The sequence below is a fragment of the Geobacillus sp. C56-T3 genome, assembly GCF_000092445.1.
Lineage (GTDB): Bacteria > Bacillota > Bacilli > Bacillales > Anoxybacillaceae > Geobacillus > Geobacillus thermoleovorans.
Genome location: NC_014206.1, coordinates 1,618,597 through 1,644,386 on the forward strand (window position 1 = coordinate 1,618,597; position 25,790 = coordinate 1,644,386).

The following is a 25,790-nucleotide window of genomic DNA, read 5'->3' on the forward strand; positions in this document are numbered from 1 at the left end:
GGAGGACTTTTATTTTCCTTTGTTGAAATAAACAGCGCCATTGTACAGAAATAAGGACAAATTTCATTTTTATATTGACTGTTCGGAAAATTTTGATTAACATAAAAATATCAGGCCTGATGAACTACATTGATAAACTTTGTTTTATAATATAAAACATAATCAATTAGACGCCTTTTAATTTTTTTCGCTGTTTTCAAAACCGAGTTCTACTATATCAAACCGCACGATGTTAGTTTTTTAAACAGGTATCTTCCAACGTTTAGAAGCGGGTTCAGAAACTTGCTTTTTGAAAGCACTTTCTGAAAGCGCTTAATATCTGGCTTAATAGTAGTTAACCCTCATATTTTTCTCTAATAAAAACAGTGTTGCAAAAGGAGTTGATGGTATCATGAGACGAATGGCAGTTTTTTCGGCAATCTTATCCTTGTTGCTTCTGCTGCTTTCCGGCTGCGGGAGCTCCGGATCCAAATCAACGGTCGGAGGGAAAACAGGTGGAACTAGGGTAATCAAGGTGGCCAATTATTTTGCCGAAAGTCACCCACAAAATGTTGCGTTGCGTGAAAAGTTTAAAAAGATCGTTGAGGAGAAATCCGGCGGCAGTCTTAAGGTCGAGCTTTATCCCAATAGTGCTTTAGGTGCAGAGCAAGAGTTTTACAACGGTGTTCGCAATGGCACGATTGAGATGGGGATTCCGGGGTTGATTATGCAAAATGACATCCCTAAAATGGGAGTTCCTGAATGGCCGTTCTTATTCAAAGATTTTGAACATGTTAAAAAAGTGTTGAATGGTCCGATCGGAAAAGAAATTACTGCAGAGCTTGAGGCGAAACATGGTGTTGTTCCGCTGGCGTGGAGTGCAAATGGGTTCCGGATGTTTTCTTCAAATAGAACGATCGACTCAATCGACGATTTTAAAGGATTGCGCCTGCGGATGCCTAATATCCCGAACTATATTACGATTGGAAAATTGTTAGGCGCTAACGTGACACCATTGCCGATTTCGGAAGTGTTCACTGCTTTAGAGCAAAAAGTGGTAGACGGGCAAGACAACCCAATTGCGACATTGCGGGCTTCCGGTTGGTACGAAGTTCAAACAGATGTATTAGAGTCAAAGCATATGTTTAGCCCGAATGTGTATGTGGTCAATAAAAAGTTTTGGGACAGCTTGACGGACGAACAACGGAAAATTATTCAAGAAGCAGCTAAAGAGGCAGCCAACTATGAATTTGAGCTGATGGAAAAAAGTTACGAAGAAGACAAGAAGTTTTTGCAAGAGCATGGGATTAAATTCACCACTCCTAACGATGAGTTTGTGAAGCAGATGGAAAAAGCTGTGCAGCCGCTGTATGATGAGTTGTTCAAAAAATATGACTGGGCTGAAGACTTGTATAAGAGAATCAAAGCAGAGGCGGAATAAGATAAGCCAAAAGCCAAAAGGGTGATGGAATTGTTCAAAAAGTCAGGGAAATTTTTGGATGGTGCTCTGAATGTATTGATGGCCGCGACGCTTGCTTTCATGTGCATTTTGGTATTCGGCAACGTCGTGCTCCGCTATGGGTTTAACTCCGGCATCACCTGGTCGGAAGAAATGTCGCGCTTTCTCTTCATTTGGATGTCGTTTCTTGGAGCCATTGGTGCTTTGAAGGACAATGACCATCTAGGCGTCGACACATTGGTGAGAAAGCTGCCGACCGGCGCCAAACGCATCGTGTTTGTCATCAGCAACGCCATCGTGCTTTACGTGCTCTATTTGCTGTTTGACGGAAGCTGGAAAATTACGCTCAGCAGCGTCGGAAGCCGGTCTCCGGCGACCGGTCTGCCGATGGCGTTCGTCTATGGAACCGGGCTTGTTGTAAGCATCGGCATGGGCCTCATCATTTTGTACCATTTGTATCAGGCGCTGTTTCGCCCCGGAGCGATTGATGAGCTGACGAAAATGAAAGAATCAGAAGAAATCATCACTGCCTCTCCACACGAAACGACAGAGGTGTCGATCGAACGAAAGCAAGGCGCTGCTGGAGGTGAGCGGTAAATGGCGTTGGTCGTGTTTATCGGATCGCTGTTAGGAGTCATGGCGCTCGGGATGCCGATCGCGTTTGCGCTCTTGGTCAGCGGCGTCGCCCTGATGTTTTATTTGGACATTTTTGATACGCAAATCATCGCGCAAAACTTGATCAGCGGCGCGGACAGCTTTCCGCTGATGGCGATTCCGTTTTTTATGCTTGCCGGGGAGCTCATGAACGCCGGCGGCATTTCGAAGCGGATCATCCGCTTTGCCATGGCGCTTGTCGGCCATATCCGCGGCGGGCTGGGGTATGTCGCCATTATCGCGAGCGTGCTGTTTGCCGGTTTGTCGGGTTCGGCGGTCGCCGACACGGCGGCGCTTGGGGCCATTCTCATCCCAATGATGGTCAAAGCCGGATACAACCGCAACCGGTCGGCTGGCCTCATCGCCGCCGGCGGCATTATCGCGCCGATCATCCCGCCGAGCATCCCGATGATCATCTTTGGGGTCACAAGCGGCGTGTCGATCACGAAGCTGTTTATGGCCGGCATTGTTCCGGGGATTTTGCTTGGGATTTCTTTGGCGGTTTGTTGGTGGTGGGTGACCCGGAGAGATCAAGTGGACGTGCTTCCGCGCCAATCGGCGAAAGACATTTGGCGGGCGACCCGCGAGGCGTTTTGGGCGTTGCTGCTGCCGGTGATCATTGTCGGCGGGCTGCGCGGAGGGGTGTTTACGCCGACCGAGGCGGCGGTGGTGGCCGCGTTTTACTCCTTGATTGTCGGCTTGTGCATTTACCGTGAGCTGAAGGTGAAAGACTTGTTCCACGTGCTCGTGGCCGCGGCGAAAACGACAAGCGTCGTCATGTTTTTGGTGGCGGCGGCCATGGTGTCGGCCTGGCTCATTACGGTCGCCAACATTCCGGCGATCGTTACAGATGTGCTTGCGCCGTTTATCGATCATCCGTTGGCGCTGCTTTTGGCCATTAACGCGTTGGTGCTGTTGGTCGGAACGGCGATGGATTTGACGCCGACGGTGCTCATTTTGACGCCGGTGTTGATGCCGATTATTCAAAAAGCGGGAATCGACCCGGTGTACTTCGGGGTTCTGTTTATCCTAAACAACTGCATCGGGCTGCTCACGCCGCCGGTCGGCACAGTGCTGAACGTCGCCTGTGGGGTGGCGAAAATCAACATGGAAGACATTATGAAAGGGGTTTGGCCGTTTTTGCTTGTGGAGACGCTTCTGTTGCTTTTGTTGATTTTCTTCCCGTCTCTCGTCACTGTGCCGCTCGGATGGTTTACGGGCAGTTGATGAATATTCCTATTAAAATTAAGGGGGTTGCGAGGGCTATGAAAAAAAGAAATGTGATCAGAAAGATCATGACCGGCTGCATAGCTATGGGCTTGCTTTTCCTGACCGCGTGCAGTTCAGGGACGACTCAAGGGGGAAATACCGACAAGACCGAATCGAAAGGAATTCAACCACGAGTGATTAAAGCCGGGATTGGCCTAAACGAAGATCATCCGCAAGGTCAAGGGTTGCTCAAGTTCAAAGAGATTGTTGAGGAAAAAAGCGGCGGCAAAATGAAAGTTCAAACATACTTCAGTGCTACTTTAGGCGATGACTTAAAGATGACAGAAGCGCTCCAAGGCGGAACGCAAGAGATTACGATCCCATCGACTTCACCGCTTGTTGGGATGATCAAAGAGTTTGGTATTTTCGATTTTCCGTTCCTCTTTAATACACCTGAAGAAGCTGACGCCATTTTAGACGGGCCAATCGGTAAAAAATTATTGGAAAAGTTGCCGGAACATGGGCTGATTGGACTTGGCTACTGGGAAAACGGATTCCGGCACGTAACAAACAGCAAACATGCCATCAAGACAGCCGACGATTTTAAAGGATTAAAGTTGCGGACGATGCAAAATGAAGTGCATATTGATGCGTTTAAAGCGCTCGGCGCCAATCCGACGCCAATGCCTTTCTCGGAAGTGTTCACAGCGTTGGAAAGCAACACAATTGATGGTCAGGAAAATCCATTGGCAACGATTAAGTCAAATAAGTTTTACGAAGTACAAAAATATTTGAGCTTGACCAAGCACGTTTACACTCCATTCGTGTTCCTTGTCAGCAAGAAGTTTTGGGATCAGTTATCACCTGAAGAACAAAAGATTTTGCAGGACGCTGCGGTTGAAGCCGGAAAATATCAACGTCAACTGAGTCGGGAAGAAGATCAAAAGGCATTGGAAGAGTTGAAAAAGACAGGTATAAACATCAATGAAGTCAGCGATCAAGAACGTGAAAAAATGGCTGAAATCATTAAACCTGTCGTTGAGAAATACGCGAAAGAATTTGGTGAAGATCTTGTGAATGAACTTTACAGCGAATTAGATAAAGTACGGCAGTGAAAACAATAGGCCGACAGTTGAGAGGAGGGGGCAATGAGCGTTTGCCCTCTTCCTTCCGAAATGCACTGAGGATTAAGCGATCAATTAGAGATCGAGGGAAGATACAGATGAAAATCATTAATGATATGCTCAAAAATATTCCCATTCCTAAAATGATAAAGGTAAGGCAAAATTTTTACGCCCCGGAAATTGCCGATGTCCCTAAAGCAGTTCATCAGAGCATCAACCAAGCAGGTGTTTTGGAACGGATTTCCCCGGGCGACCAAGTCGCTATCGCTGTTGGAAGCCGGGGCATTGCCGATATCTCGGTGATTGTCCGGGAAGTCGTAAATGCGGTAAAGCAAGCGGGGGGCATCCCGTTTATCGTGCCGGCGATGGGAAGCCATGGAGGGGCGACAGCGGAAGGACAGAAAGAGGTACTCGCTCATTTAGGGGTAACAGAAGAATTTGTCGGGGCGCCGATTCACTCGAATATGGATGTTGTTGAAGTGGGGAGGCTGGACAACGGATTGCCGGTCTACATAGACAAACTCGCTTATGAGGCAGACAAAATCATTGTCATCAATCGAGTTAAGCCCCATACGGCGTTTCGCGGACTGGTGGAAAGCGGATTAATGAAAATGATTACGATCGGGCTCGGCAAGCAAAAAGGGGCGGAAGCAGCCCATCAGTACAGTTTCAAATACATGGCCCGGCACGTAGTCGATATGGCGAAGATTGTGATTCAACAAGCGCCGATTATTTTCGGTGTCGCTGTGTTAGAAAATGCCTACGACCGTCCCGCCAAAATTGTAGCAGTGCCAGCCGAGCAGTTTGAAACGGTGGAACCTGAACTGTTGGTTGAGGCGAAATCGCTCATGCCGAGAATCATGTTTAACCCAATTGATGTGCTTGTCGTCGATGAAATTGGAAAAGATATTTCCGGTGACGGGATGGACCCGAACATTACAGGAAGGTACGCGACCCCTTATGCGAGCGGCGGTCCGGACGTCACACGAATCGTCGTGCTGGGTCTGTCAGAAAAAACGGATGGCAATGCTAATGGAATCGGCTTAGCTGATATTACAACAAAGAAAGTGAAAGAACAGATCATTTGGGAAAAAGGTTTTGCAAACGCCTTGACAAGCACTGTCGTTTCTGTTGTCAAATTGCCGATGTTTTTGGAAACAGAAGAGCTGGCGGTGAAAGCAGCGATCAAAACATGCAATGCGTTTGATCTCAAAAAGGTGAGAATGGTCAGAATCAAGAATACGCTGGCGCTTCGAGAGATTTGGATTTCCGAAAGTCTTTTAGATGAAGCGCGCCAAACAGAAGGGATAGAGATTTTGTCGGCGCCGATGGAGATGGATTTTTCAAACGAACAAACATGGGGATGAGGGGAGATTCATAATGCCAGCGGTTGTTTATCCACGAATTGAAAGCCAGGTCAACCCATACCGGGATAATGTGCAAGGAAAGGCTAATGAGCCGATATGTGTCGCTGGGCTGCTTGACCGTTCGAAGCAAATTTTAGGTTCCGAGTTAAAGGGGATGCAACCAGATTGGACGCTCGAGGAAATTTACGATCGGTTGCACCATAACGCTCCGCGGATTGCGATTATCGGTGGCTCATCAGACCACCCGGCGCACATTATGGATTATCAGACGATCGCTCGAGCAGCGATTCGCATTTGGCAAAACGGAGGTGTGCCGTTTCAGTTTTCAACACCGGTGATGTGTGATGGAACGGCGCAGAGCAACCAAGGGATGAGTTATTCGTTGCAAAGCCGCAACGCCGTAGCACAAATGATCGTCAACCAGCTGGAAGCGCACAGCTATCACGGAGCGTTTGTCATCCAAGGATGCGACAAGCAACCGCTTGGAGTAGTCAGCGCGTTGGCACACCTTGACCGCGTTCGTCGGGAGCGGGGAGAGCCGCCTTTCTTCGCTACTTTTGCACCCGCACATGTGTTAAAAGGAGGAACGATTCCTCCTAAGTTATATGCCGAACTGGAGGAGGTTGCCCGTAGAGCGGAGTTGGCAGGTGAAGAAGATATTGCCTACGATTTGCGGGATGCATTATCGTACATTTTGCAGTGTTCTTCTAATACGGCTTTTCAAGGAGTTCTCGAACGGGCGAGAGGGAAAGGAATTATCACAAAAGAACAACACGAAGACTATGAAAAACGGCTAGCCGTAGCGACATGCGACAGCCAAGGAGGAGTGTGCGCTTTTAATGGGACTGGCAACAGTTCGCGGCATTTGATTGCTGGGTTAGGATTAATTCATCCTGCCTTGGAATTATTGACCGCCCCGCCGACGCAGGAGCAAGTTAATGCTGCCTTAGATAGCTTGGCGCTTTTAATGAATGATCCGGTGTACGGGGTAGCCAATATTATGGCGGCGAACATTAAAAACGCGATTCGCATTCACAGCGCTACCGGTGGATCGACAAACATTATGATGCATATTGTTGCGGCGATGCTTTATGGTGGATATCAATTTGACTTATGGGAGTATGACAATATCCATCATGAAGTGCCGGTGCCCGATTTATTTGATTACAGTTTAACGGAAGGACGAGACATTTTTGCATTAGCGATTCAATGTTGCAGCGGGAAAATCAGAGGGATGGAAACGGTATTCCACGAATTACTAAGCAATGGGGTGCCGATGGATGTCGATGCCCCGACCGTTACGGGGACGACGTGGAGAGAAAGACTTTCTGTCAATCAGGAACAGTTGCCCGCTGAAAACGTCAAAAACAATCCAATCATCTTATCCAAGCCGAGACGACCATTCAGTGGTGTTGATGTTTTGTCGGGGAACTTCTTTGAAAGTGCGGTTGTCAAAATCAGCGGTATGTCGACAAAGCAAATCGATGAGTTTGACAAGAAAGTGGCCTTTGTCTTGTATTACGAAAACGAGGATGAGGCGAATCAAGGGCTGCTTGATGTTCACTTGTTGGAAAAGCTAAAGCACAGCCGTTGTTTCCGACATCAAAGCTTATTGGCTGCATTGCAGCACAATGCTCCGCACTTGTTTGACGAATGGAAAGACCGAGAATATGATGATTTGTTTGATGCAATGGCCAAAGAAGGTGTGTTGAAAATTGCAGTGGTTATTGCCGGCCAAGGGCCGGAGGCGTTCGGAATGCCGGAGATGTTTACCCCGATGCAACATATTAACGCAAATCGGCAATTGAAACGGATCGCGACTTTGATTAGTGATGGACGATATTCAGGCGTCACATACGGAGCGGCCATCGGACATATGACTCCTGAGGCCATCCGCGGCGGGGGAATTTTGTACTTGAAAACAGGCGATCTTTTATATATCGGGCTTCGCGAGCGGAAAATTGAATTCGTGAATGAATGGTTGTTCCAAAATGGAAAGCTGGTATTCGAGTTTGAAAGTGTGAAACAAGAGAGAGCGGAAATAGCCAATCAACGCATGGCCAACATGCGCCAACGGCAACGGCGCATCGCGGCGAGCAACCGGTTGATCGGGCATACCGATGCTGCCCATGGGGTTGTCCCGCTCCATATTGCCGAAGAGGCGGTATATGATTACAAAAAGGATGTCGTTCTTCCGACAGTAAAAAAAATATAAAGGGTGGACCAAAGGGATTCGTGCTTTTCACCCTCACGTATTATAATAGAACTATAGCTGATTTCCTAACATGATGCAGAAAACTTCTAGAGAAGAGGGTGAAGGCATTGCCATTGATTCAAGCTGTGGACCGTGCTCTCCGTATTTTAGATTTATTTGACGAGTATGAGACAGAGCTTAAAATTACCGATATCAGCGAACGGATGCAGCTTCATAAAAGCACGGTGCATTCACTGTTGAAAACGTTGCAACACCACCATTATATTGAACAAAATCCAGAAAACGGTAAATATCGACTCGGGATGAAGTTGTTTGAACGTGGGAATTTAGTCATCCGTCATCTCGATATTCGCTCTGTTTCCAAAAAGCATTTGATTGATCTTTCTATCAAAACGGGAAACACGGTCCATTTAGTAATTCTTGATGGTAAAGAAGGAATCTATATCGATAAAGTCGAAGGAACATCGGGGACGGTATTGTATTCAAGAATTGGACGGAGGGTTCCGATTCACAGCAGTGCGGTTGGGAAAGCGCTCGTCGCCTTCAAAAGCGAGAAAGAGTTGAAAGAACTTTTGCGAGGGTATGTGTATAAACGACATACCGCCAATACCATTGCAAACGAGGAAGAATTTCTTCAGGAGCTCGAGCGGGTGCGAAGCAACGGTTATGCTTTAGACAGAGAGGAAAACGAGCCGGGCATCACATGCGTCGCTGTTCCTGTCCGTGACCATTCAGGGAATGTCATTGCAGCGATCAGCATATCCCAGCCTTCCGCTAAAGTGGACGATCTTGTCCTTAATACGGAAATTCGTCTGCTTCAAAGCGCCGCTGAACAAATTTCACGAGAAATGGGATACGTTCAGCACGGACATCTCTCTGTCTAAACTGTGCGATTTCTTTTTGACAATATGATAAAACCTAGTTTTTTAATATAAAACGATAGGGGAGAGGACTATGAGAATTATCCGCTATATTGAAGATTCGCACGTTGTATTGGCTGCCATGACGGACGATCGTACTATATATCCACTGCCATTTGCCGATTTAATGGATGTCGTCCGCGAGGCCAAGAAGAATCAACTGTCCGTTTTTTGCTACATTCAAACCATAATCAGTGGGAAACAGGGGGTGAAAAAAGAATTAGCCGAATTGCATCTTCTCGTTCCCATCGTCGCTCCTGAAGTATGGGCTTCCGGAGTCACGTATGAGAAAAGTCGGGATGCGAGGAACTACGAAACATCTGAAAAAATAGACGGTCAAGAGACGTGCTATGACCGGGTTTACCATGCAGAAAGGCCGGAAATCTTCCTTAAATCTACTGCTGCCCGTACAGTAGGCCCGAATGACCCCGTTTATTTGCGCAGCGACTCAAATTGGCAAATCCCTGAGCCCGAACTCGGATTGGTGATCACCGGAGAAGGGGAAATCGTAGGATATACGATTGGAAACGACATGAGTTGCCGAGACATCGAGGGAGAAAATCCATTATACTTACCGCAGGCAAAAATATGGAAACATTCGTGCGCCATTGGACCGGCGATCCGATTAGCGGAGACAGTGGAAGACCCATATAACTTGCAAATTATTTGTCGCATTTACCGCAACGACCAACTTGTTGTTGAGGAAAGTGCCAATACAAGACAGTTGAAAAGAAGATACGATGAGTTAGTGTCTTTCTTGCTTCGCGACAATAAGGTGTTTGACGGCACAGTATTATTGACAGGAACATGCATTGTTCCACCGAATCAGTTCACGCTTGAAGACGGGGATCGAATTGAAATTGAGGTTCCTGAGATCGGGGTGTTATCCAATCCAGTAAAATCGACGGTAAAACAAACTATTGCTAATAAATAAAAGAGGGAGTGGGAGAAAAGATGGCTGTGCAAACAGAAATCAAAACGTATTTAAACTACATTGATGGTAGTTGGGTCGGTTCGGTGAGCAAGAACGTCGAACCGAGCATCAATCCAGCAAATCGAAATGACATTGTCGGGTATGTTCCGCGCTCGACACTGGAAGATTTAAACGCGGCTGTAGCTGCGGCCAAACAGGCGCAGAAATCGTGGTGGAAGCGATCTGGGATCGAGAGAGGAGAGTACTTGTATAAAGCGGCGCTTCTTTTAGAGCAGCGCCTTGAGGACATTGCCGAAACGATGACAAGAGAAATGGGAAAAACTTTGGCCGAGGCAAAAGCGGAGACGATGAGGGGCGTTCATATATTGCGTTACTATGCGGGTGAAGGAGCGCGGAAAATTGGCGATGTCATCCCATCGAGCGACAGTGGAGGGCTCATGTTCACAACCCGCGTTCCGCTTGGTGTGGTTGGCGTCATTTCACCGTGGAATTTCCCCGTCGCGATTCCGATTTGGAAAATGGCGCCGGCGCTTGTGTACGGAAATACGGTCGTGCTCAAACCGGCAAGCGAAACAGCTGTGACAGCGGCGAAAGTGATTGAATGCTTCCATGAAGCGGGCTTCCCGAAAGGGGTCGTCAATATGGTGTGCGGTTCTGGATCCGTCATTGGTCAAGGGATCGCGAACCATCCAGATGTTGATGGCGTCACCTTTACCGGCTCCAACACGGTTGGAAAACAAGTCGGAAGAGCGGCATTTGAGCGCGGGGCCAAATACCAGCTCGAGATGGGGGGGAAAAACCCGGTTATTGTGGCCAAAGACGCCGATTTGGATCTCGCTGTTGAGGGGACGATCAGCGGTGGTTTGCGCTCAACGGGGCAAAAATGTACAGCCACAAGCCGCGTTTTTATTGAGCGGGAAGTGTACGAACCGTTTAAAGAAAAACTTCTTGAACGGGTGAAACAGCTGAAAATCGGGAATGGCATGGATGCTGAAACGTGGATGGGGCCATGCGCCAGTGAATCGCAGCTTAATACGGTTTTATCCTATATTGAAAAGGGAAAAGCTGAAGGCGCCAAATTGATTTATGGAGGCAATAGATGTACAGAAGGCGAACTGGCCAATGGTTTTTACGTCGAGCCGACGATTTTTGAAGAGGTCGACCTTCAAATGACGATTGCCCGCGAAGAAATCTTTGGCCCAGTATTGGTGTTGATTCCAGTCGACAGCATTGAGGAGGCGATTGAATTGGCCAACGATACAGAATATGGGCTGAGCGCCTCGATCTATACGAAAAACATTGGGAATATTCTTGACTTCATTAAGGATATTGAGGCGGGAATGGTCAAAGTCAACGCAGAAACAGCGGGGGTTGAGTACCAAGCACCGTTTGGCGGAATGAAGCAATCAAGCTCACATTCTCGGGAACAAGGACAGGCGGCCATTGAGTTTTTCACAACAATCAAAACTGTATTTGTGAAAGCCTAATTAAGCAATAGGTTTTACAGAATAGCACATAGGTGTCCCATTACTAGGGGACACCTTCTCACCAAATAGTTTTATGGACAATGACAACGGAAAGGGGGAGAGTGGGTTGGAGAAACATTTATTGCAGAAGAGAGAGCAGCTCATCCATATTCTTAAGGGAATGGGAAATGTATTAGTTGCTTTTTCCGGCGGGGTAGATAGCACGTTTTTATTGGCAATGGCAAAAGAGGTACTGGGCGATCAGGTGCTTGCCGTGACTGCTGTTTCGGAAACATTTCCAACTCGTGAAGTGCAACATGCAACTAAACTGGCGGAGCAAATAGGGGTTAAACATATAAAAATTCAAATTAATGAACTCAAGAATGAGGACTTTGTCAAAAATGATCTTTATCGCTGTTTCCACTGCAAAAACAATTTATACACCCATTTAGGAGAATTAGCTAGAAAATATAGTGAGACTTACACTGTTGTTGATGGCTCCAACATGGATGATCTAGGGGAATATCGTCCAGGGCTTCAGGCGGCTAGGCAGCTCGGGGTTCGGAGTCCTCTTCAAGAAGCGGAGCTATACAAGAAAGAGATTCGAATTTTATCGAAAGAAATGGGCCTGGAAACATGGGATAAACCGTCGTTCGCTTGTTTATCTTCTCGCATTCCTTATGGACAAAAAATTACAAAAGAGAAAATCGAGCAACTGGACCAGTCTGAAGAATTCCTTTTCAATCTCGGCTTCCGTCAGATTCGTGTTCGTCACCATGGAGAAATAGCGAGAATCGAAGTGTTGCCTGAAGAGATGGAAATGGTGATCAGGCATCGTCAAACGATTTATAACAAGTTGAAAGAGTTAGGTTTTTTATATGTGACCCTTGATCTTAGAGGATATAAATCTGGAAGTATGAATGAGATGTTAGAAAAGGGAATGGTGAAATGAGCGAGGTTATAAAAGAAACGCTGAACAAGTTAAAAGAAGGGAGCATTTCGGTAGAGGAAGCATATCGAACCCTAGCCTCCTATGATCATCTCGGATATGCCACATTAGATATTCAGCGGGAGCGAAGAAAAGGATTTCCGGAGATCATTTTTGGAGAAGGGAAATCAAGGGAGCATTTACTTGGTATTTTTGAACGATTAATGAGATTTCATAAAAAGGTGGTTGCTACACGCGTTGATCAAGAGAAAGCTTCTTACCTGACGTCCAACCTCAAGGAACGTTATCCAACGGAACATTTTGAGTATCGGAATGATAGCAATATTTTTTATTGGATTTCTCATGATTATGTCGAAATAAAAAAACCAGGTTATATAGCGGTTGTTAGCGCGGGGACATCAGATTTTTCTGTTGCTGAAGAGGCGGCGGTAACGGCTGAGTTATTAGGGTGCGAAGTAAAGCGAATATATGATGTAGGCGTTGCGGGTATTCACCGATTACTCGACAAAATCGAGATGATTGAACGTTCCCGTGTCGTCATTGTAGTTGCTGGGATGGAAGGAGCACTCGCGAGTGTGGTCGGTGGACTTGTTTCCAAACCGGTTATCGCTGTTCCTACAAGTGTTGGATATGGTGCAAACTTTCGAGGGCTCTCAGCTTTGCTTACTATGTTGAATTCATGTGCAAGCGGTGTTTCCGTCGTGAATATTGATAACGGGTTTGGTGCGGGGTATTATGCTGCTACAGTCATGGCCGTTATTGAGCAGGCTGTTGCTGAGGCCAAAACGTTAGGGAGAGAAGAAAAATGAAGATTTTGTACTTGGACTGTTTTTCCGGAATCAGCGGCGATATGATGGTGGGCGCTCTCGTGGATGCGGGCGTGCCACCGGAGAAAATTGAGGTGGAACTGAAAAAATTACCTCTGTCAGGTTATCAATTGCAATGGGGCAAGGTGATGAAAAAAGGGATTTCTGCTACGAAATTCGATGTCATTATGCTAGAGAACATCGAGGATAGTCATGATCATGAAAGACATCATGCTCATAGGCATTATTCAGATATTGTCGATATGATTGAGCGTTCGGAATTAAACGTGGAAGTCAAAAAACGAAGCGAACAAATTTTTCATTGTATTGCTGTTGCAGAGGCAAAAATCCATGGCATTCCCATTGAAAAAGTTCATTTTCACGAGGTTGGAGCTGTTGACTCTATTGTTGACATTGTCGCTACAGCGATTGCACTCACGGAACTTCATGTCGACTATATTGTTTCTGCACCTGTCCCGTTAGGATACGGATCCATTCGTTGTGCACATGGCATATATCCCATTCCAGCCCCGGCAACGTTAGAAATTCTTCAAGGCGTGCCAGTCATTTCTAACCATTTGCCGTTTGAATTGACGACTCCGACTGGGGCTGGGATTATCAAAAGTCAAGTGAATTCATACGGACCAATTCCATCAATGAAAATATCAGCAGTTGGATACGGTGCTGGAACACGTGACTTGCCCGATCAACCAAACGTGTTGCGGGTAGTAATCGGGGAGAGGATTCATACACGATTGGATAGTCTGCCGTTATCCCATTCGAAAGAAGAGACGGTTTATATTCTTGAGTGTCAGCTGGACGATATGCCAGGAGAAGCGCTTGGATATGTGATGGATGGGCTCTTTCAAAAAGGAGCGCTTGATGTATTTTATACTCCTGTTTTTATGAAGAAAAACCGTCCCGGTGTTCTTTTGACGGTTTTGACTTCAGCAACTCATGTAGAGCAGTGCGAGCAATTTATGCTGAAAGAGACAACGACTCTTGGCATTCGAAAAGATATCTGGGTGCGAGAGGTTTTAGAAAGAGACGTTGTGACCGTTGCTACATTGTACGGAAATATTCGCGTTAAACAGGCTATACACAAGGGAAAGGTGATCAGGCAGATGCCGGAGTATGAGGATGTGAAGGAAGCAGCCCTCACTCATCAGGTAGCATTTTTAGACGTTTATGCAGAAGCTGCGGAACAGGCTAGAAGAAGGATAAAAGGGGAATGACGAATGGAGGCAGGGGTCGTTTCAACGTTAATAGCTGGTCTGTTGTTGGGGATAAAGCATTCTTTCGAGCCGGATCACGTGATAGCCGTTTCAACTATTGCAAGCAAAAGCAAAAGTTTGTTTCGTTCTTTATTAGCGGGTGTATGTTGGGGATTAGGTCATAGTTTCGTTTTGATTATGGTTGGTTTGTTGGTTATTGTGCTAAAATTTCAAATTCATCCGAAAATTGAATCAGGTTTTGAAATCGCGGTTGGGATGATGCTTGTTTATTTAGGGGGAAGCTCGTTGTTTGCCATGAATAGACGAAGTGGTTATCTTTCTTTGGATAAAGTAAATAACATGATCTACGCTAAATCGATCGCGATTGGCGGAATACATGGCTTAGCAGGAAGTGCAGCTTTAACCATTCTCGTTTTGTCAACAGTAGATAATGTTGCTGTCGCGGCTTTATACATTTTGGTTTTTGGTGCAGGAACCATTATTGGAATGGCTTGTTTTACTACTGCTTTAGCGCTTCCTATTGTGCTGGGCAGGGCGCGTCTCAATATAGGGAAAGCGCTGGAGTTTACAACAGCATTGGCCAGCCTTTGTTTTGGAGGATATTATTTATACTGCCATATATGAAAGGGGAAACAAAAATGTCTTATGACTTGAAAGGTATTATTCCTCCAGTTGTCACCTTATTCAATGAGAAGGGCGAGTTTGATTGGGAAGCAAATTATCTTCTCGCCGACTACTTGATTGAGCGAGGCGTTCACGGATTGCTCTATATGGGAAGCACAGGGGAGTTTTCCACTTTGATGACCGAAGAGAGGAAAAATTTTGCGGAGCGGATGATACGATACATAGATGGACGTGTTCCAGTTCTCATTGGCACAGGGTCGACATCGCTAAAGGAGACAATTTCTTTATCACAACATGCTGAATCGATCGGAGCGAGCGGTGTACTCGTTGTTAACCCGTTTTATTGGAAATATACGGAGCGCCAGCTATATGACTACTATATAAGCGTGGCTCAAAGCATTCGTATCCCTTTGTTGATTTACAATATCCCATTGCTGACTGGGCAGGATTTGTCTTCGGATCTTGTGTTGAGGCTCGCATTGGATCAGGAAAATATTGCTGGAATTAAAGATACGACAGAGAAATTAGGACATATTCGCCAGTTGATCCGCATTAAGGAACAGAGAAAGGATTTCGTCGTGTTTGCCGCTTTTGACGATCTTCTTTTTCCATCCTTGCAAATGGGGGCTGCCGGCGCTATCAACGGTACGGCTGTGTTTTGTCCCGAGCTGTCCGTCAGGCTGTTTGAGAGCTTTCAAGCCCAACAATATGAAGAGACGTTCAGGGCAAACGCATCGATTTTGCAGCTTATGGAGATTTACGAGCTTTCTCAACCGCTGTTTCTTGCGATTAAAGAGGCCGTTCATCAGTTGATTTTAGGTCGGCAGACAGCACTGAGGCTGCCTTTAAAAGAGTGCGCGGATTTGAAAGAACGTGTCCATATGTTTCTGAATAAACATAATCTTCATATAAACAAAGTGAGAAAATAGAAAAGAGCGTTTTCAGAATGGCTACATAGAAAATGAAGGGGTGGTCAACATGTTTATGAAGGAAACACGAGAGTTTCTTGAATCGCTAGGTTATCCAGGTGGTGACTGTTACGATCTTCCTACTTCCGCCAAACGCTTCCCCGATGGGGCACAATATCGCGTGGAGATTCCGAGCGTTGAAGGGCCGCGGGCGCTTGAGGCGGTGCTTGAGGAAGCGGATCGTCTAGGGGTCACGATTCACCGAGTATCGCAGGGAAGTGGAATTATGCTCTTGACAGATGAGGAGATCAGCGATATGTGTCAAATGTGCGCGAGCCGGGGGATTGAACTCAGCCTGTTCGTCGGCCCGAGGGGCACTTGGGACATCAGTGCGTTGCCGTTCACTTCCTCTGGAAAAGCGGCTGGGCTTCGCCATGAAGGAATGGATCAGCTAGTTTATGCTATTGAGGACCTGAAACGAGCAGCCCAGTTAGGAGTAAGAGGGGCTTTAGTGGCAGATGAAGGGTTGCTGCTTTTAACAAAAGAAATGAAACATCGAGGGATATTGCCGCAAAACTTTGTCATCAAGGTGTCGGTACAAATGATGGCCTCAAATCCGGTATCAATTAAGCTGATGGAGCAGTTGGGGGCTGACACATATAACGTTCCGACTGCCTTAACTTTGCCGAAGCTGGCAGCGATCCGCCAGACGGTTAACCTTCCTCTTGATGTGTACGTGGAAGTACCCGACGGATTCGGTGGATTCATTAGACATTATGAGATCCCTGAGATCATCCGTATTTTGGCGCCTGTTTATATTAAGTTCGGTTTGCGCAACCATCCAGACGTCTATCCATCCGGGAAACACTTGGAATCGGTGAACATTGAATTATGTCGGGAACGAGTGCGTCGGGCGGCGCTAGGAATGCGGATCGTTGAACAATATTATCCGGAAGCGGTTACGTCAAAATTAGGCGCTGAAGGGTTAGGCGTTCCAGTGACAGGCGTGCAAAATGCCAAGGTCTAAGTAGGAAAGGAGCCTTGATAGATCAACATTTCTAGAGGGAGGGATACAATGTCGCCCTATCGTTTCGTAATCTTAAACCCAAAAGACAACGTCGCCACTGCCTTGGATTTTATTCCAGCTGGAAGCGTCGTAAAAATTACCTATCAAAACCGGGAACAGGACATCACCATAAAGCAACCTATTGAGTTTGGGCACAAGTTTGCCATTGTGCCAATCAAACAAGGAGAAGATGTTTTAAAGTATGGGGAAGTAATCGGGGTTGCTTCGAATGATATTGCCGAAGGAGAGCACGTTCACGTCCATAACGTGGAAGGAAAAAGGGGAAGGGGAGATCAAAAGCATGGAAAACGCTCAATTTTGGGGGTATAGACGTCCTGATGGACGGGTGGGAGTTCGAAACCATGTGCTCATTTTACCGACCATTGTGTGTGCTACTCAGGCGGCAAGACAAGTGACGGAGCTGGTCCATGGCACGGTCACTTTCATTCATCAGCACGGATGCGCCCAAGTAGGAGTGGATTATGAACAGACGTTCCGTACGTATGTCGGCATGGGAACAAATCCGAACGTATATGGCGTCGTGGTGATGGGGCTTGGCTGTGAAACCCATCAAGGAAGAAGCGTGGCTCAAGAAATTGCAAAAAGCGGCAAGCCGGTTGAGCTTGTATCTATTCAAGATCATGGTGGAACACTCGGGGCGATTGCCGAAGCGGCGAGAATCGCCACGAAAATGGTGCAAGATGCTTCAACAGTCATGCGCGAGCCGTTTGATGTCAGCGAATTGATTGTTGGAACGGAGTGCGGTGGATCCGACGCATGCTCCGGTCTTTCCGCTAACCCGGCGGTTGGGTATGTCAGCGACATGATTGTCGATAGAGGGGGAACGGTCGTTTTAGCGGAAACGACTGAACTGATTGGAGCCGAACACCTTTTAGCCAGCCGTGCCGTTAATGATCGAGTGGCGAAAAGGGTCTATGAAGTCATTGAAGCCATGGAGAAACGGGCCATTATGATGGGAGTGGACATCCGCACTGGGAATCCAAGCCCTGGAAACCGAAAGGGGGGACTCACCACTCTCGAAGAAAAATCGTTTGGAGCAGCGGCCAAAGCTGGAACGAGACCTTTGCAAGAGCTGATCAATTATGCTGAGCGTCCGACAAAAAAAGGGCTCGTTTGGATGGACACTCCGGGGCATGATATTGAGCAGCTGACAGGAATGGTTGCTGGCGGGGCGCAGATCGTATTGTTTACGAGTGGCCGCGGCACGCCAACCGGATCGCCGATTGCACCGGTAATCAAAATCGCTACGAATACCCCAATGTTTGAGCGGATGAGGGAAAATATGGATGTCAATGCTGGCACAATTATCGAAGGAAAAGAGTCGCTTGAATCCGTAGGGAGGAGAATTTTCGATGAATTGCTCCTTACTGCCTCGGGAAAGCTGACCAAATCTGAGGTCTTAAAACAGCACGACTTTGGTATTTGGAGAATTGGACCGACATTTTAAACCGATGTTTCGGTCGATGATGAAAGCAAACGCTTGGAGGGCTCATCATGAAAACGCTCGACGTCGTCACATTTGGAGAAACGATGGTCTTATTTACATCCGAAGCCATGACTCCGCTTGAGTACAGCAGTCATTTTTCGAAACAAATTGGGGGAGCTGAATCGAACGTCGCCATCGGGTTACAAAGACTCGGCCATTCCGTCGGCTGGTTTAGCAAGTTAGGAAATGACCCGTTTGGAAGGTATATCCATAAATTTGTGAGGGGCGAGGGAGTTGATACATCCCGATGCATTTATACGGATGAAGCTCCAACAGGGATTTTCTTTAAAGAGAAACGTTCGCCTTCGAATATAAAAGTCTATTATTATCGCAGGAACTCGGCAGCTAGTTTGCTGTCTCCTGACGACTTGGATGAAGAGTATATCGCCAATGCAAAGTTTCTTCATATTACGGGAATTACCCCCGCCCTCAGCACGTCATGCCGGGAGACGGTGTTCAAAGCTATAGAAATAGCGAAACGGCATCGTGTCAAAATTGTGTTTGACCCGAACATTCGACTGAAGCTATGGACGATTGAAAAGGCAAGACAGGTGCTTATGGAAATCGCGGCAGAGGCAGATATTATCTTGCCGGGTCTTGATGAAGGAGAATTGCTGTCCGGTCGAAATACCCCCGAGGATATTGCCCGTTTTTTTGGAGAGGAAAAACTGGTCATCATTAAGCTGGGAGAGCGTGGGGCGTACTATCAGTTTGGCTGCGAAGAAGGATATGTCAAAGGATTTGCTGTGACGCAGATCGTGGATCCGGTGGGAGCGGGCGACGGCTTCGCTGCTGGGGTTATTAGTGGACTTTTGCAGAACGTGCCAATCTCTGAGGCGGTTAGGCGAGGGAATGCAGTCGGTGCGATCGTGGTGGGGACGAATGGAGATGTTGAAGGGTTGCCAACTAGAGAAGAACTCGATGAATTTTTGCAAGGTGCCGCGTACCAACGAGATGTAAAACGATAAAGGGGGAGAGACAAGTATGGATAAGCTTGAGCATTTAAACCGGCTGAAGCAATCTAAATTGGTCGCGGTAATTCGAAAACCGAAACGGTCGCAAATTTTTCAGATTGCTGAGGCTCTTATCGACGGGGGAGTCGAGGTGCTCGAAGTGACGGTGGATAGCCCTGGCAGTTTTGAGATGATCGCTGCACTGAAGGAAACGTTCGGAGACAAGGCGATCGTTGGCGCGGGGACTGTCCTCGATGCGGAGACAGCCAAACGGGCGATAGAAGCTGGTTCAGACTTCATTTTTTCGCCTATTTTCGATCAAGAAATGGTCTCTTTAACCAATCGATACGGGAAAATCTCTATTCCTGGCGTGATGACCCCGACGGAAATCGTTAAGGCGTATCAAATGGGAGCTGACCTGTTGAAAGTATTTCCAGCCGGTTCTTTAGGCCCGAAATATTTTAAGGAGCTAAGCGGTCCGCTGGAACATATTCCACTGATGCCGACAGGTGGTGTAACGTTGGATAATGCGGCGGAGTTTATCCGCAACGGTGTGGTCGCTGTAGGGGTAGGAAGCGCTTTATTAGATAAACGGGCTATTGAAGAAGAGAGATTTGATGTAATTAGGGAAACAGCGCAAAAATTTGTTGAAACGGTCAGAAACGCTTTATCAAGAGAGGGAGAATGAACATGAAAATAACGAAGTTCGAGACGTTTCTTGTCCCGCCGCGGTGGCTGTTTTTAAAAATCAGCACGGATGAAGGAATCTCGGGGTGGGGGAGCCGATTGTCGAAGGAAGAGCCGGTACCGTACGAGCAGCGGTGGAGGAGCTCAGCGACTACTTGATCGGCAAAGATCCACTGGCAATTGAGGAGCATTGGACCGTTCTTTACAGGGGGGGATTTTACCGTGGAGGCCCCATTTTAATGAGCGCCATCTCGGGAATTGATCAAGCGCTTTGGGATATTAAAGGGAAATACTTCAACGCCCCGGTTCATCAATTGCTTGGCGGCCCGGTTCGCGATTCTATTCGGGTTTACAGTTGGATTGGTGGCGATCGTCCAAGCGACGTTGCTGAAGCGGCTAAAAAAGCGAAAGAAACGGGGTTTACGGCAGTAAAAATGAATGCAACAGAGGAGCTTCAATATATTGATTCGTTTAAAAAGATTGAGGAAGCGGTCGAAAGGGTGGCCGCGGTACGTCAAGTGACAGGTGACGAATTTGGGATTGGAATCGATTTCCATGGGCGTGTTCACAAGCCGATGGCGAAAATTTTAGCGAAAGAGCTTGAACCATATCACCCAATGTTTATTGAGGAACCAGTATTACCCGAACATAATGAAGCGTTAAAAGAAATTGCTAGACATTCCAATATTCCGATCGCAACCGGCGAACGAATGTTTTCACGCTGGGACTTCAAAACGGTTTTATCTGACGGGTACGTCGATATCATTCAGCCTGATCTTTCTCATGCCGGCGGTATTACCGAGGTAAGAAAAATTGCAGCAATGGCTGAGGCATACGATGTTGCTTTAGCTCCCCATTGTCCGTTGGGGCCGATTGCACTGGCAGCCTCTTTACAAGTGGATGCTGTGTCGTACAACGCTTTTATCCAAGAACAAAGCCTTGGCATTCATTATAATCAAGGGAATGATCTTCTTGACTATTTAGTGGATCCCTCTGTGTTTGAGTATCGAAACGGGTATGTCAAAATTCCACAAGGCCCCGGTTTAGGAATACAGATTAACGAAGAGTATGTGAGAGAAATGGCAAAGGTTGGACATAATTGGAAAAATCCCGTTTGGCGTCATGCTGACGGTTCCGTTGCTGAATGGTAGATATAAAAGCAGTTTTTTGGGATTTCGGCTCTTCACCCACAAAATATGCTTAACAAAAACAGACTCAAAGATTCGATGATAGAGAAAATCAAAATGGATTTTCTCCTTTTTGTTCCATCTTGTTTGGAGCAACATTGCAATCATGATTGTCTAAAAACCAAGCACGTCTTTCAGCGATAAATCCGAATTTTTCACGAAATGGAGGAAGAACGATATGGATAGATTTAAAGTTGTGGTGACAGACTACGAATTTCAAACGTTGGCACCTGAACAAGAAGTGCTTTCATCTCTCAATGTGGAGTTTGTCGCCACCCAGTGTCGTACAGAGGAGGAAGTCATTTCCGCGTGCAGGGGCGCCGACGCCATTATCAACCAGTATGCTCCAATATCTGCAGAGGTAATCGCACAACTGGAAAAGTGCAAAATCATTTCCCGATATGGCGTCGGTGTCAATACAGTTGATGTAGACGCTGCCACCGAAAAGGGTATTATTGTAGCCAATGTAACGGACTATTCGATCGATGAGGTCTCGGATCACGCGCTGGCGCTGTTGCTTTCGCTAGCTCGCAAAATCGTCAAATTGAATTACGAAGTAAAGAGTGGTACATGGAATTTTAATGTCGGCAAGCCGATTTACCGGCTGCGGGGGAGAACGCTCGGTCTTGTGGGATTGGGAAGAATTCCGCAAGCGTTGGCGAAAAAGGCCCAAGCTTTTGGACTGCGCGTTATTGCCTATGACCCGTACGTCCCCGCTAAAGTGGCTGACGAGCTCAATGTTCAACTGCTTGGACTGAACGATGTGTTCCGACAATCGGACTACATTTCCGTTCATGCCCCGTTGACTAAAGAAACAAAAGGAATGATCAGCGACGAACAATTTAACTTGGCGAAAAAGGAATTGATCATCGTCAACACGGCTCGTGGCCCGGTCATTGATGAATCCGCTTTAATTCGCGCTTTACAAGAGGGAAAAATCAGCGGCGCTGGGCTCGATGTGACGGAATGTGAGCCAATCCAACCGGACAACCCTCTCCTGAAAATGGAAAACGTGGTCATTACTCCTCATGTAGCCTGGTATTCTGAGGAATCGGAAAAAGAATTAAAACGGAAAACCGCTCAAAACGTTGCCGATGTATTGTCGGGATATTATCCGACCTATCTTGTCAACCATAACGTCAAGGAAAAGATGCGTTTGAAAGAGAAAGGGCTTTATGTATAAACAGTCTTGGGGAGTTCGCGTTTGAGACTATTTGGTGTATATGATAATAAAGAGGTTGATAATACGGTACAATCAAGGTAGGCGAAGGCCTGCCTTTATTTTTGTGGGCGTCAACACGCACTGTACTTGGAATATACGTATGCTCCCATGGATGATTTTCAAGCAAAAGCAAACAGAAGGATTTTTCCATGCTAACGACGAACGATACGAAAAGGAAAAGATGGCGAAAAGGAGGGATGACGATGACGAGCAATGGCGACACCTCGCCGATGGTCAGCCGCTGCCAAACGTTGCAAGAAGTCATGCAACTGATGGCGGCTCGTGGGCTTGAGTCGGTGAACGTGATCGATGAGCATGGCCGGACGGTGGGGAGGTGCACGTGGCGGATGATGCTGCGGGCGGCGGCGGATGGGCTCGATCGTTCCATGCCGATAGGGGAAGTATTGACGGCATTTTCCGACAAGTGGGAAACGAAACAGGAAGGCGTCTGCGTTGCAATGCCAATGTCCGAAAGCGATTCCAAAGCAACGAATGAGCTCGGGCGACTGCGGCGTGAGTTGGAGGAAGCGCACCGTCTGGCTGAGACGATGAAAACGGTGCTGGATGCGGCGTACGAAGGGGTGGTTGTCGTCGATGAGGACGGCGTGGTTCGTGAAATCAACCGGGCGTATTGCCAGTTTCTCGGCATTCGCCGGGAAGAAGCGATCGGAAAACATGTGACGGAAGTGATCGAAAACACCCGTCTGCACATTTGTGCTCAATCGGGCATTCCAGAAAGAGGATATATTCAAAAAATTTACGGCCAGCCGATGGTGGTGCACCGCATCCCGATTTGGCGGGACGGCAAGGTGATCGGGGCGATCGGGATGCTTATTTTCCAAGGGGTGTCCGAAGTGTACGAAATTTTCCGGCGCCTGCAGGAGCTGTCGCGTGAGGCAAGCCGGAAGGAGAAGAAAGAAGCGAAACCACAGGAGACGGCCGACTCCGCCCCGAAAGGAATCGAGCGGATCATTGGCCGCCACCCGGCGATCGCTGCTGTGAAGCAGATGATTCGTCGGGCGGCGCGCGTGCCGTCGACGGTGCTCATTACCGGTGAAAGCGGAACGGGGAAAGAGGTGGTGGCGCGGGCGATCCATGAAGCGGGGCCGCATGCGGACGGACCGTTTGTCAGCGTGAATTGCGCCGCCATCCCTGAGTCGTTGTTGGAAGCGGAACTGTTCGGCTATGAAGATGGGGCGTTCACCGGTGCGAAAAAAGGGGGCAAGCCCGGCAAGTTCCAGCTCGCCCATGGAGGGACGCTGTTTTTGGATGAAATCGGCGATATGCCGCTTGCCATGCAGGCGAAAATTTTGCGCGTCTTGGAAGAAAAGAAAGTGGAAAAAGTCGGCGGACTATACGAAACCAAGGTGGACGTGCGCGTTATTGCCGCGACGAACAAGCCGCTCGAGGAGATGGTGCGGAATGGAACCTTTCGCGAAGATTTGTTTTATCGGTTGAATATCATTCGCATTCATCTTCCGCCGCTCCGTGAGCGGAAAACGGATATTCCCGCGCTGTTGGCTTACCATATGGATCGGATGTGCCGGCAGTTTGGCATCGCGTTGAAGTCGTTTACCAAAGAGGCCATGGAAGTGCTTGTCCACTATTCATGGCCGGGGAACGTCCGCGAGCTGGTCAACGTCGTCGAATGGCTGATCAGCATGGTCGAAGGGGAAAAAGTAGAACGCGAACACTTGCCGTCTTACTTGTCGACCGTTCAACCGGCAGCCTCGTCTTTGCCAAACGGTGGTGTGAAGATGGCTGATCGGTGGAAAGAAATGGTCTATCATTCGGAACGTGAGCGCATCGCTGCGGCGCTGGTGGCGGCGGGCGGCAACAAGGCGGAAGCGGCAAGGAGGCTCGGCATTCACCGCTCGACGTTATATGAGAAATTGAAAAAATACGGACTGTAGGCAACGGCGGCAAAGCCGTTGTTTTTTGTTGCTCTGTCGGATTAGTGTCTGGTGTTGTAGGAAAAGTGTCTGATTACTGTCGGTGAACGCATTTTCGTTTCGAAACAGCCCCCTTATCATGGCGTCTTTTGTATGTTGGCACGGAATTTGCTTCATAAGGAAATGAAACCGTTGTCAAAAAAGGAGGGGAAACAATGTACGAATTGTTGGTGCCCAGCCGGGTTGTGTATGGGCGCAATACGTTCGCCGAAGTCGGCCCACAGGCAAAAGCGCTCGGGACGAAAGCGCTGATCGTCAGCGACCCGGTGATGGAGAAAATCGGCCTTGTCGCCCGTTGCGAGCAATACTTGCAACAGGTGGGGATGACGTTTGCCAAGTACACAGGGGTTGACACGGAGCCGATGGATGTCCATGTGAAGGAAGCGCTTGACGTCTGCCGGAATGAGCGGTGCGATGTCGTCGTCGCCATCGGCGGCGGCAGCAGCATCGACGCCGCCAAAGCGGTGGCGGTGATGATCACGAACGAAGGAACGATCAGCGACTATGTCGGCAATCAGAAACGGTTTACCGAAAAACCGCTGCCGCTCATTGCCATTCCGACAACGGCCGGAACGGGTTCGGAAGTGACGAAAGTAACGGTCATTATCAATACAAAGACGGACGTCAAAATGATGATTTCCCAACCGGAGCTGCTTCCAGCCGTGGCGATCGTCGACCCGTTGCTCACGGTTTCGTGCCCGCCGTCCGTTACAGCGGCGACTGGGGTTGATGCGCTCTGCCATGCGATCGAGGCGTACATTTCCCGGCGCGCCCACCCGGTGACCGATGCGCTGGCGCTCTCTGCCATCGAAGCGATCGTCGGTTACTTGCGCCGGGCATACGAAAACGGGGAAGACGTTGAGGCGCGGGAAAAAATGGCGATCGCCGCCATGAAAGCTGGCATGGCCTTTTCCAACGCCTCGGTGACGCTTGTGCACGGCATGTCGCGGCCGATCGGCGCGCTTTTCCACGTGCCGCACGGCGTCTCGAACGCGATGTTGCTGCCGGGGGTGCTGGAGTTTACAAAAGACAGCGCCATCGAACGATTGGCGGTGATCGCCCGAATCATCAAGCCGCCGCTCAAAGACGTTTCCGATACGGAAGCGGCTGAGGCGCTCGTTGAGGAAGTGAAACAGCTTTGCCGCGATTTGCACATCCCGAATATGAAAACGTGGGGCATTGACAAAACAGCGTTTGACAAGGTGGTGGACAAAATGGCGGCTGACGCGCTTGCGAGCGGCAGCCCCGCCAACAACCCGAAAGTGCCGACGCATGAGGAAATTGTGGCATTGTACCATTATTGTTACGACTATCAGTACGACACCAAAACCGTAAGTTCGTAAATGAGTCGGCGGCTGGGATGGCGA

The 25,790-nt window shown here is 47.9% G+C and carries 22 protein-coding genes and 1 pseudogene; all 23 read left to right on the forward strand.

Translation table 11 applies throughout. The features are described 5' to 3' along the window. The first annotated feature begins 391 nt into the window (after positions 1-391). Entirely contained in the window at positions 392-1,420 is a 1,029-nt protein-coding gene (locus tag GC56T3_RS08165; RefSeq protein WP_013145092.1) for a TRAP transporter substrate-binding protein, read from the forward strand. 24 nt (positions 1,421-1,444) lie between these two features. Further along, positions 1,445-2,035 (forward strand): TRAP transporter small permease, encoded by a 591-nt coding sequence (locus GC56T3_RS08170; RefSeq protein WP_041468358.1) that lies wholly within the window; start codon positions 1,445-1,447, stop codon positions 2,033-2,035. Then, positions 2,036-3,319: a TRAP transporter large permease subunit gene (locus tag GC56T3_RS08175; RefSeq protein WP_013145094.1), complete on the forward strand. Its 1,284-nt coding sequence runs from the start codon at positions 2,036-2,038 to the stop codon at positions 3,317-3,319. Positions 3,320-3,357: 38 nt separating this feature from the next. Then, on the forward strand, positions 3,358-4,416 hold the full coding sequence (locus GC56T3_RS08180; protein WP_013145095.1) for a TRAP transporter substrate-binding protein: 1,059 nt from the start codon (positions 3,358-3,360) through the stop codon (positions 4,414-4,416). 107 nt (positions 4,417-4,523) lie between these two features. Beyond that, positions 4,524-5,792, forward strand: coding sequence for a lactate racemase domain-containing protein (locus tag GC56T3_RS08185; RefSeq protein WP_013145096.1), 1,269 nt, complete (start codon positions 4,524-4,526; stop codon positions 5,790-5,792). 13 nt (positions 5,793-5,805) lie between these two features. After that, positions 5,806-8,007 carry a dihydroxy-acid dehydratase gene (locus GC56T3_RS08190; RefSeq protein ID WP_013145097.1) on the forward strand — a complete coding sequence of 734 codons (2,202 nt, stop codon included), beginning with the start codon at positions 5,806-5,808 and terminating at the stop codon, positions 8,005-8,007. Between the two features lie 107 nt (positions 8,008-8,114). Then, positions 8,115-8,891 (forward strand): IclR family transcriptional regulator, encoded by a 777-nt coding sequence (locus GC56T3_RS08195; protein ID WP_013145098.1) that lies wholly within the window; start codon positions 8,115-8,117, stop codon positions 8,889-8,891. A gap of 70 nt (positions 8,892-8,961) precedes the next feature. Next, on the forward strand, positions 8,962-9,861 hold the full coding sequence (locus GC56T3_RS08200) for a fumarylacetoacetate hydrolase family protein (RefSeq protein ID WP_013145099.1): 900 nt from the start codon (positions 8,962-8,964) through the stop codon (positions 9,859-9,861). 20 nt (positions 9,862-9,881) lie between these two features. Further along, positions 9,882-11,348 (forward strand): alpha-ketoglutaric semialdehyde dehydrogenase GucD, encoded by a 1,467-nt coding sequence (gucD, locus tag GC56T3_RS08205; RefSeq protein ID WP_013145100.1) that lies wholly within the window; start codon positions 9,882-9,884, stop codon positions 11,346-11,348. Positions 11,349-11,454: 106 nt separating this feature from the next. Beyond that, entirely contained in the window at positions 11,455-12,279 is an 825-nt protein-coding gene (gene larE, locus GC56T3_RS08210) for an ATP-dependent sacrificial sulfur transferase LarE (RefSeq protein ID WP_011231451.1), read from the forward strand. Next, positions 12,276-13,085 carry a nickel pincer cofactor biosynthesis protein LarB gene (gene larB / locus GC56T3_RS08215; protein ID WP_013145101.1) on the forward strand — a complete coding sequence of 270 codons (810 nt, stop codon included), beginning with the start codon at positions 12,276-12,278 and terminating at the stop codon, positions 13,083-13,085. Before larE ends, larB begins: the two co-directional genes overlap by 4 nt. Next, positions 13,082-14,317 (forward strand): nickel pincer cofactor biosynthesis protein LarC, encoded by a 1,236-nt coding sequence (gene larC / locus GC56T3_RS08220; RefSeq protein ID WP_013145102.1) that lies wholly within the window; start codon positions 13,082-13,084, stop codon positions 14,315-14,317. Before larB ends, larC begins: the two co-directional genes overlap by 4 nt. A 3-nt stretch (positions 14,318-14,320) precedes the next feature. Next, entirely contained in the window at positions 14,321-14,941 is a 621-nt protein-coding gene (locus GC56T3_RS08225) for an urease accessory protein (RefSeq protein ID WP_013145103.1), read from the forward strand. A gap of 14 nt (positions 14,942-14,955) precedes the next feature. Next, positions 14,956-15,870 (forward strand): dihydrodipicolinate synthase family protein, encoded by a 915-nt coding sequence (locus GC56T3_RS08230; protein WP_041468359.1) that lies wholly within the window; start codon positions 14,956-14,958, stop codon positions 15,868-15,870. A 49-nt stretch (positions 15,871-15,919) separates the two neighbouring features. After that, positions 15,920-16,876 (forward strand): U32 family peptidase, encoded by a 957-nt coding sequence (locus GC56T3_RS08235; protein WP_013145105.1) that lies wholly within the window; start codon positions 15,920-15,922, stop codon positions 16,874-16,876. 48 nt (positions 16,877-16,924) lie between these two features. After that, positions 16,925-17,245, forward strand: coding sequence for a UxaA family hydrolase (locus GC56T3_RS08240; RefSeq protein WP_011231445.1), 321 nt, complete (start codon positions 16,925-16,927; stop codon positions 17,243-17,245). Continuing rightward, the gene (locus GC56T3_RS08245) at positions 17,217-18,383 is read left to right on the forward strand and encodes a UxaA family hydrolase (RefSeq protein WP_013145106.1); all 1,167 of its coding nucleotides are present in this window, start codon (positions 17,217-17,219) and stop codon (positions 18,381-18,383) included. The genes GC56T3_RS08240 and GC56T3_RS08245 overlap by 29 nt, the downstream gene beginning before the upstream one ends. Before the next feature lie 47 nt (positions 18,384-18,430). Further along, positions 18,431-19,390, forward strand: a complete 960-nt coding sequence (locus GC56T3_RS08250; protein WP_013145107.1) for a sugar kinase — start codon at positions 18,431-18,433, stop codon at positions 19,388-19,390. Between the two features lie 16 nt (positions 19,391-19,406). After that, positions 19,407-20,063: a bifunctional 4-hydroxy-2-oxoglutarate aldolase/2-dehydro-3-deoxy-phosphogluconate aldolase gene (locus tag GC56T3_RS08255; RefSeq protein WP_013145108.1), complete on the forward strand. Its 657-nt coding sequence runs from the start codon at positions 19,407-19,409 to the stop codon at positions 20,061-20,063. 2 nt (positions 20,064-20,065) lie between these two features. Beyond that, positions 20,066-21,213: pseudogene (gene dgoD / locus GC56T3_RS08260) on the forward strand (galactonate dehydratase). Positions 21,214-21,427: 214 nt separating this feature from the next. Then, positions 21,428-22,432, forward strand: a complete 1,005-nt coding sequence (locus tag GC56T3_RS08265; protein WP_013145109.1) for a C-terminal binding protein — start codon at positions 21,428-21,430, stop codon at positions 22,430-22,432. 242 nt (positions 22,433-22,674) lie between these two features. Beyond that, complete coding sequence (locus GC56T3_RS08270) at positions 22,675-24,384, forward strand: sigma-54-dependent Fis family transcriptional regulator (RefSeq protein WP_013145110.1); 1,710 nt, start codon at positions 22,675-22,677, stop codon at positions 24,382-24,384. A gap of 194 nt (positions 24,385-24,578) precedes the next feature. Further along, on the forward strand, positions 24,579-25,766 hold the full coding sequence (locus GC56T3_RS08275) for an iron-containing alcohol dehydrogenase (RefSeq protein WP_013145111.1): 1,188 nt from the start codon (positions 24,579-24,581) through the stop codon (positions 25,764-25,766). The last annotated feature ends 24 nt before the right edge of the window (positions 25,767-25,790 follow it).

Bases quoted from the DNA above. Each gene is read 5' to 3' on its own strand.
- GC56T3_RS08165 (WP_013145092.1), top strand. From the start codon at position 392: ATGAGACGAATGGCAGTTTTTTCGGCAATCTTATCCTTGTTGCTTCTG.
- GC56T3_RS08170 (WP_041468358.1), top strand. From the start codon at position 1,445: ATGGAATTGTTCAAAAAGTCAGGGAAATTTTTGGATGGTGCTCTGAAT.
- GC56T3_RS08175 (WP_013145094.1), top strand. From the start codon at position 2,036: ATGGCGTTGGTCGTGTTTATCGGATCGCTGTTAGGAGTCATGGCGCTC.
- GC56T3_RS08180 (WP_013145095.1), top strand. From the start codon at position 3,358: ATGAAAAAAAGAAATGTGATCAGAAAGATCATGACCGGCTGCATAGCT.
- GC56T3_RS08185 (WP_013145096.1), top strand. From the start codon at position 4,524: ATGAAAATCATTAATGATATGCTCAAAAATATTCCCATTCCTAAAATG.
- GC56T3_RS08190 (WP_013145097.1), top strand. From the start codon at position 5,806: ATGCCAGCGGTTGTTTATCCACGAATTGAAAGCCAGGTCAACCCATAC.
- GC56T3_RS08200 (WP_013145099.1), top strand. From the start codon at position 8,962: ATGAGAATTATCCGCTATATTGAAGATTCGCACGTTGTATTGGCTGCC.
- gucD (WP_013145100.1), top strand. From the start codon at position 9,882: ATGGCTGTGCAAACAGAAATCAAAACGTATTTAAACTACATTGATGGT.
- larB (WP_013145101.1), top strand. From the start codon at position 12,276: ATGAGCGAGGTTATAAAAGAAACGCTGAACAAGTTAAAAGAAGGGAGC.
- larC (WP_013145102.1), top strand. From the start codon at position 13,082: ATGAAGATTTTGTACTTGGACTGTTTTTCCGGAATCAGCGGCGATATG.
- GC56T3_RS08225 (WP_013145103.1), top strand. From the start codon at position 14,321: ATGGAGGCAGGGGTCGTTTCAACGTTAATAGCTGGTCTGTTGTTGGGG.
- GC56T3_RS08230 (WP_041468359.1), top strand. From the start codon at position 14,956: ATGTCTTATGACTTGAAAGGTATTATTCCTCCAGTTGTCACCTTATTC.
- GC56T3_RS08235 (WP_013145105.1), top strand. From the start codon at position 15,920: ATGTTTATGAAGGAAACACGAGAGTTTCTTGAATCGCTAGGTTATCCA.
- GC56T3_RS08240 (WP_011231445.1), top strand. From the start codon at position 16,925: ATGTCGCCCTATCGTTTCGTAATCTTAAACCCAAAAGACAACGTCGCC.
- GC56T3_RS08245 (WP_013145106.1), top strand. From the start codon at position 17,217: ATGGAAAACGCTCAATTTTGGGGGTATAGACGTCCTGATGGACGGGTG.
- GC56T3_RS08250 (WP_013145107.1), top strand. From the start codon at position 18,431: ATGAAAACGCTCGACGTCGTCACATTTGGAGAAACGATGGTCTTATTT.
- GC56T3_RS08255 (WP_013145108.1), top strand. From the start codon at position 19,407: ATGGATAAGCTTGAGCATTTAAACCGGCTGAAGCAATCTAAATTGGTC.
- GC56T3_RS08265 (WP_013145109.1), top strand. From the start codon at position 21,428: ATGGATAGATTTAAAGTTGTGGTGACAGACTACGAATTTCAAACGTTG.
- GC56T3_RS08270 (WP_013145110.1), top strand. From the start codon at position 22,675: ATGACGAGCAATGGCGACACCTCGCCGATGGTCAGCCGCTGCCAAACG.
- GC56T3_RS08275 (WP_013145111.1), top strand. From the start codon at position 24,579: ATGTACGAATTGTTGGTGCCCAGCCGGGTTGTGTATGGGCGCAATACG.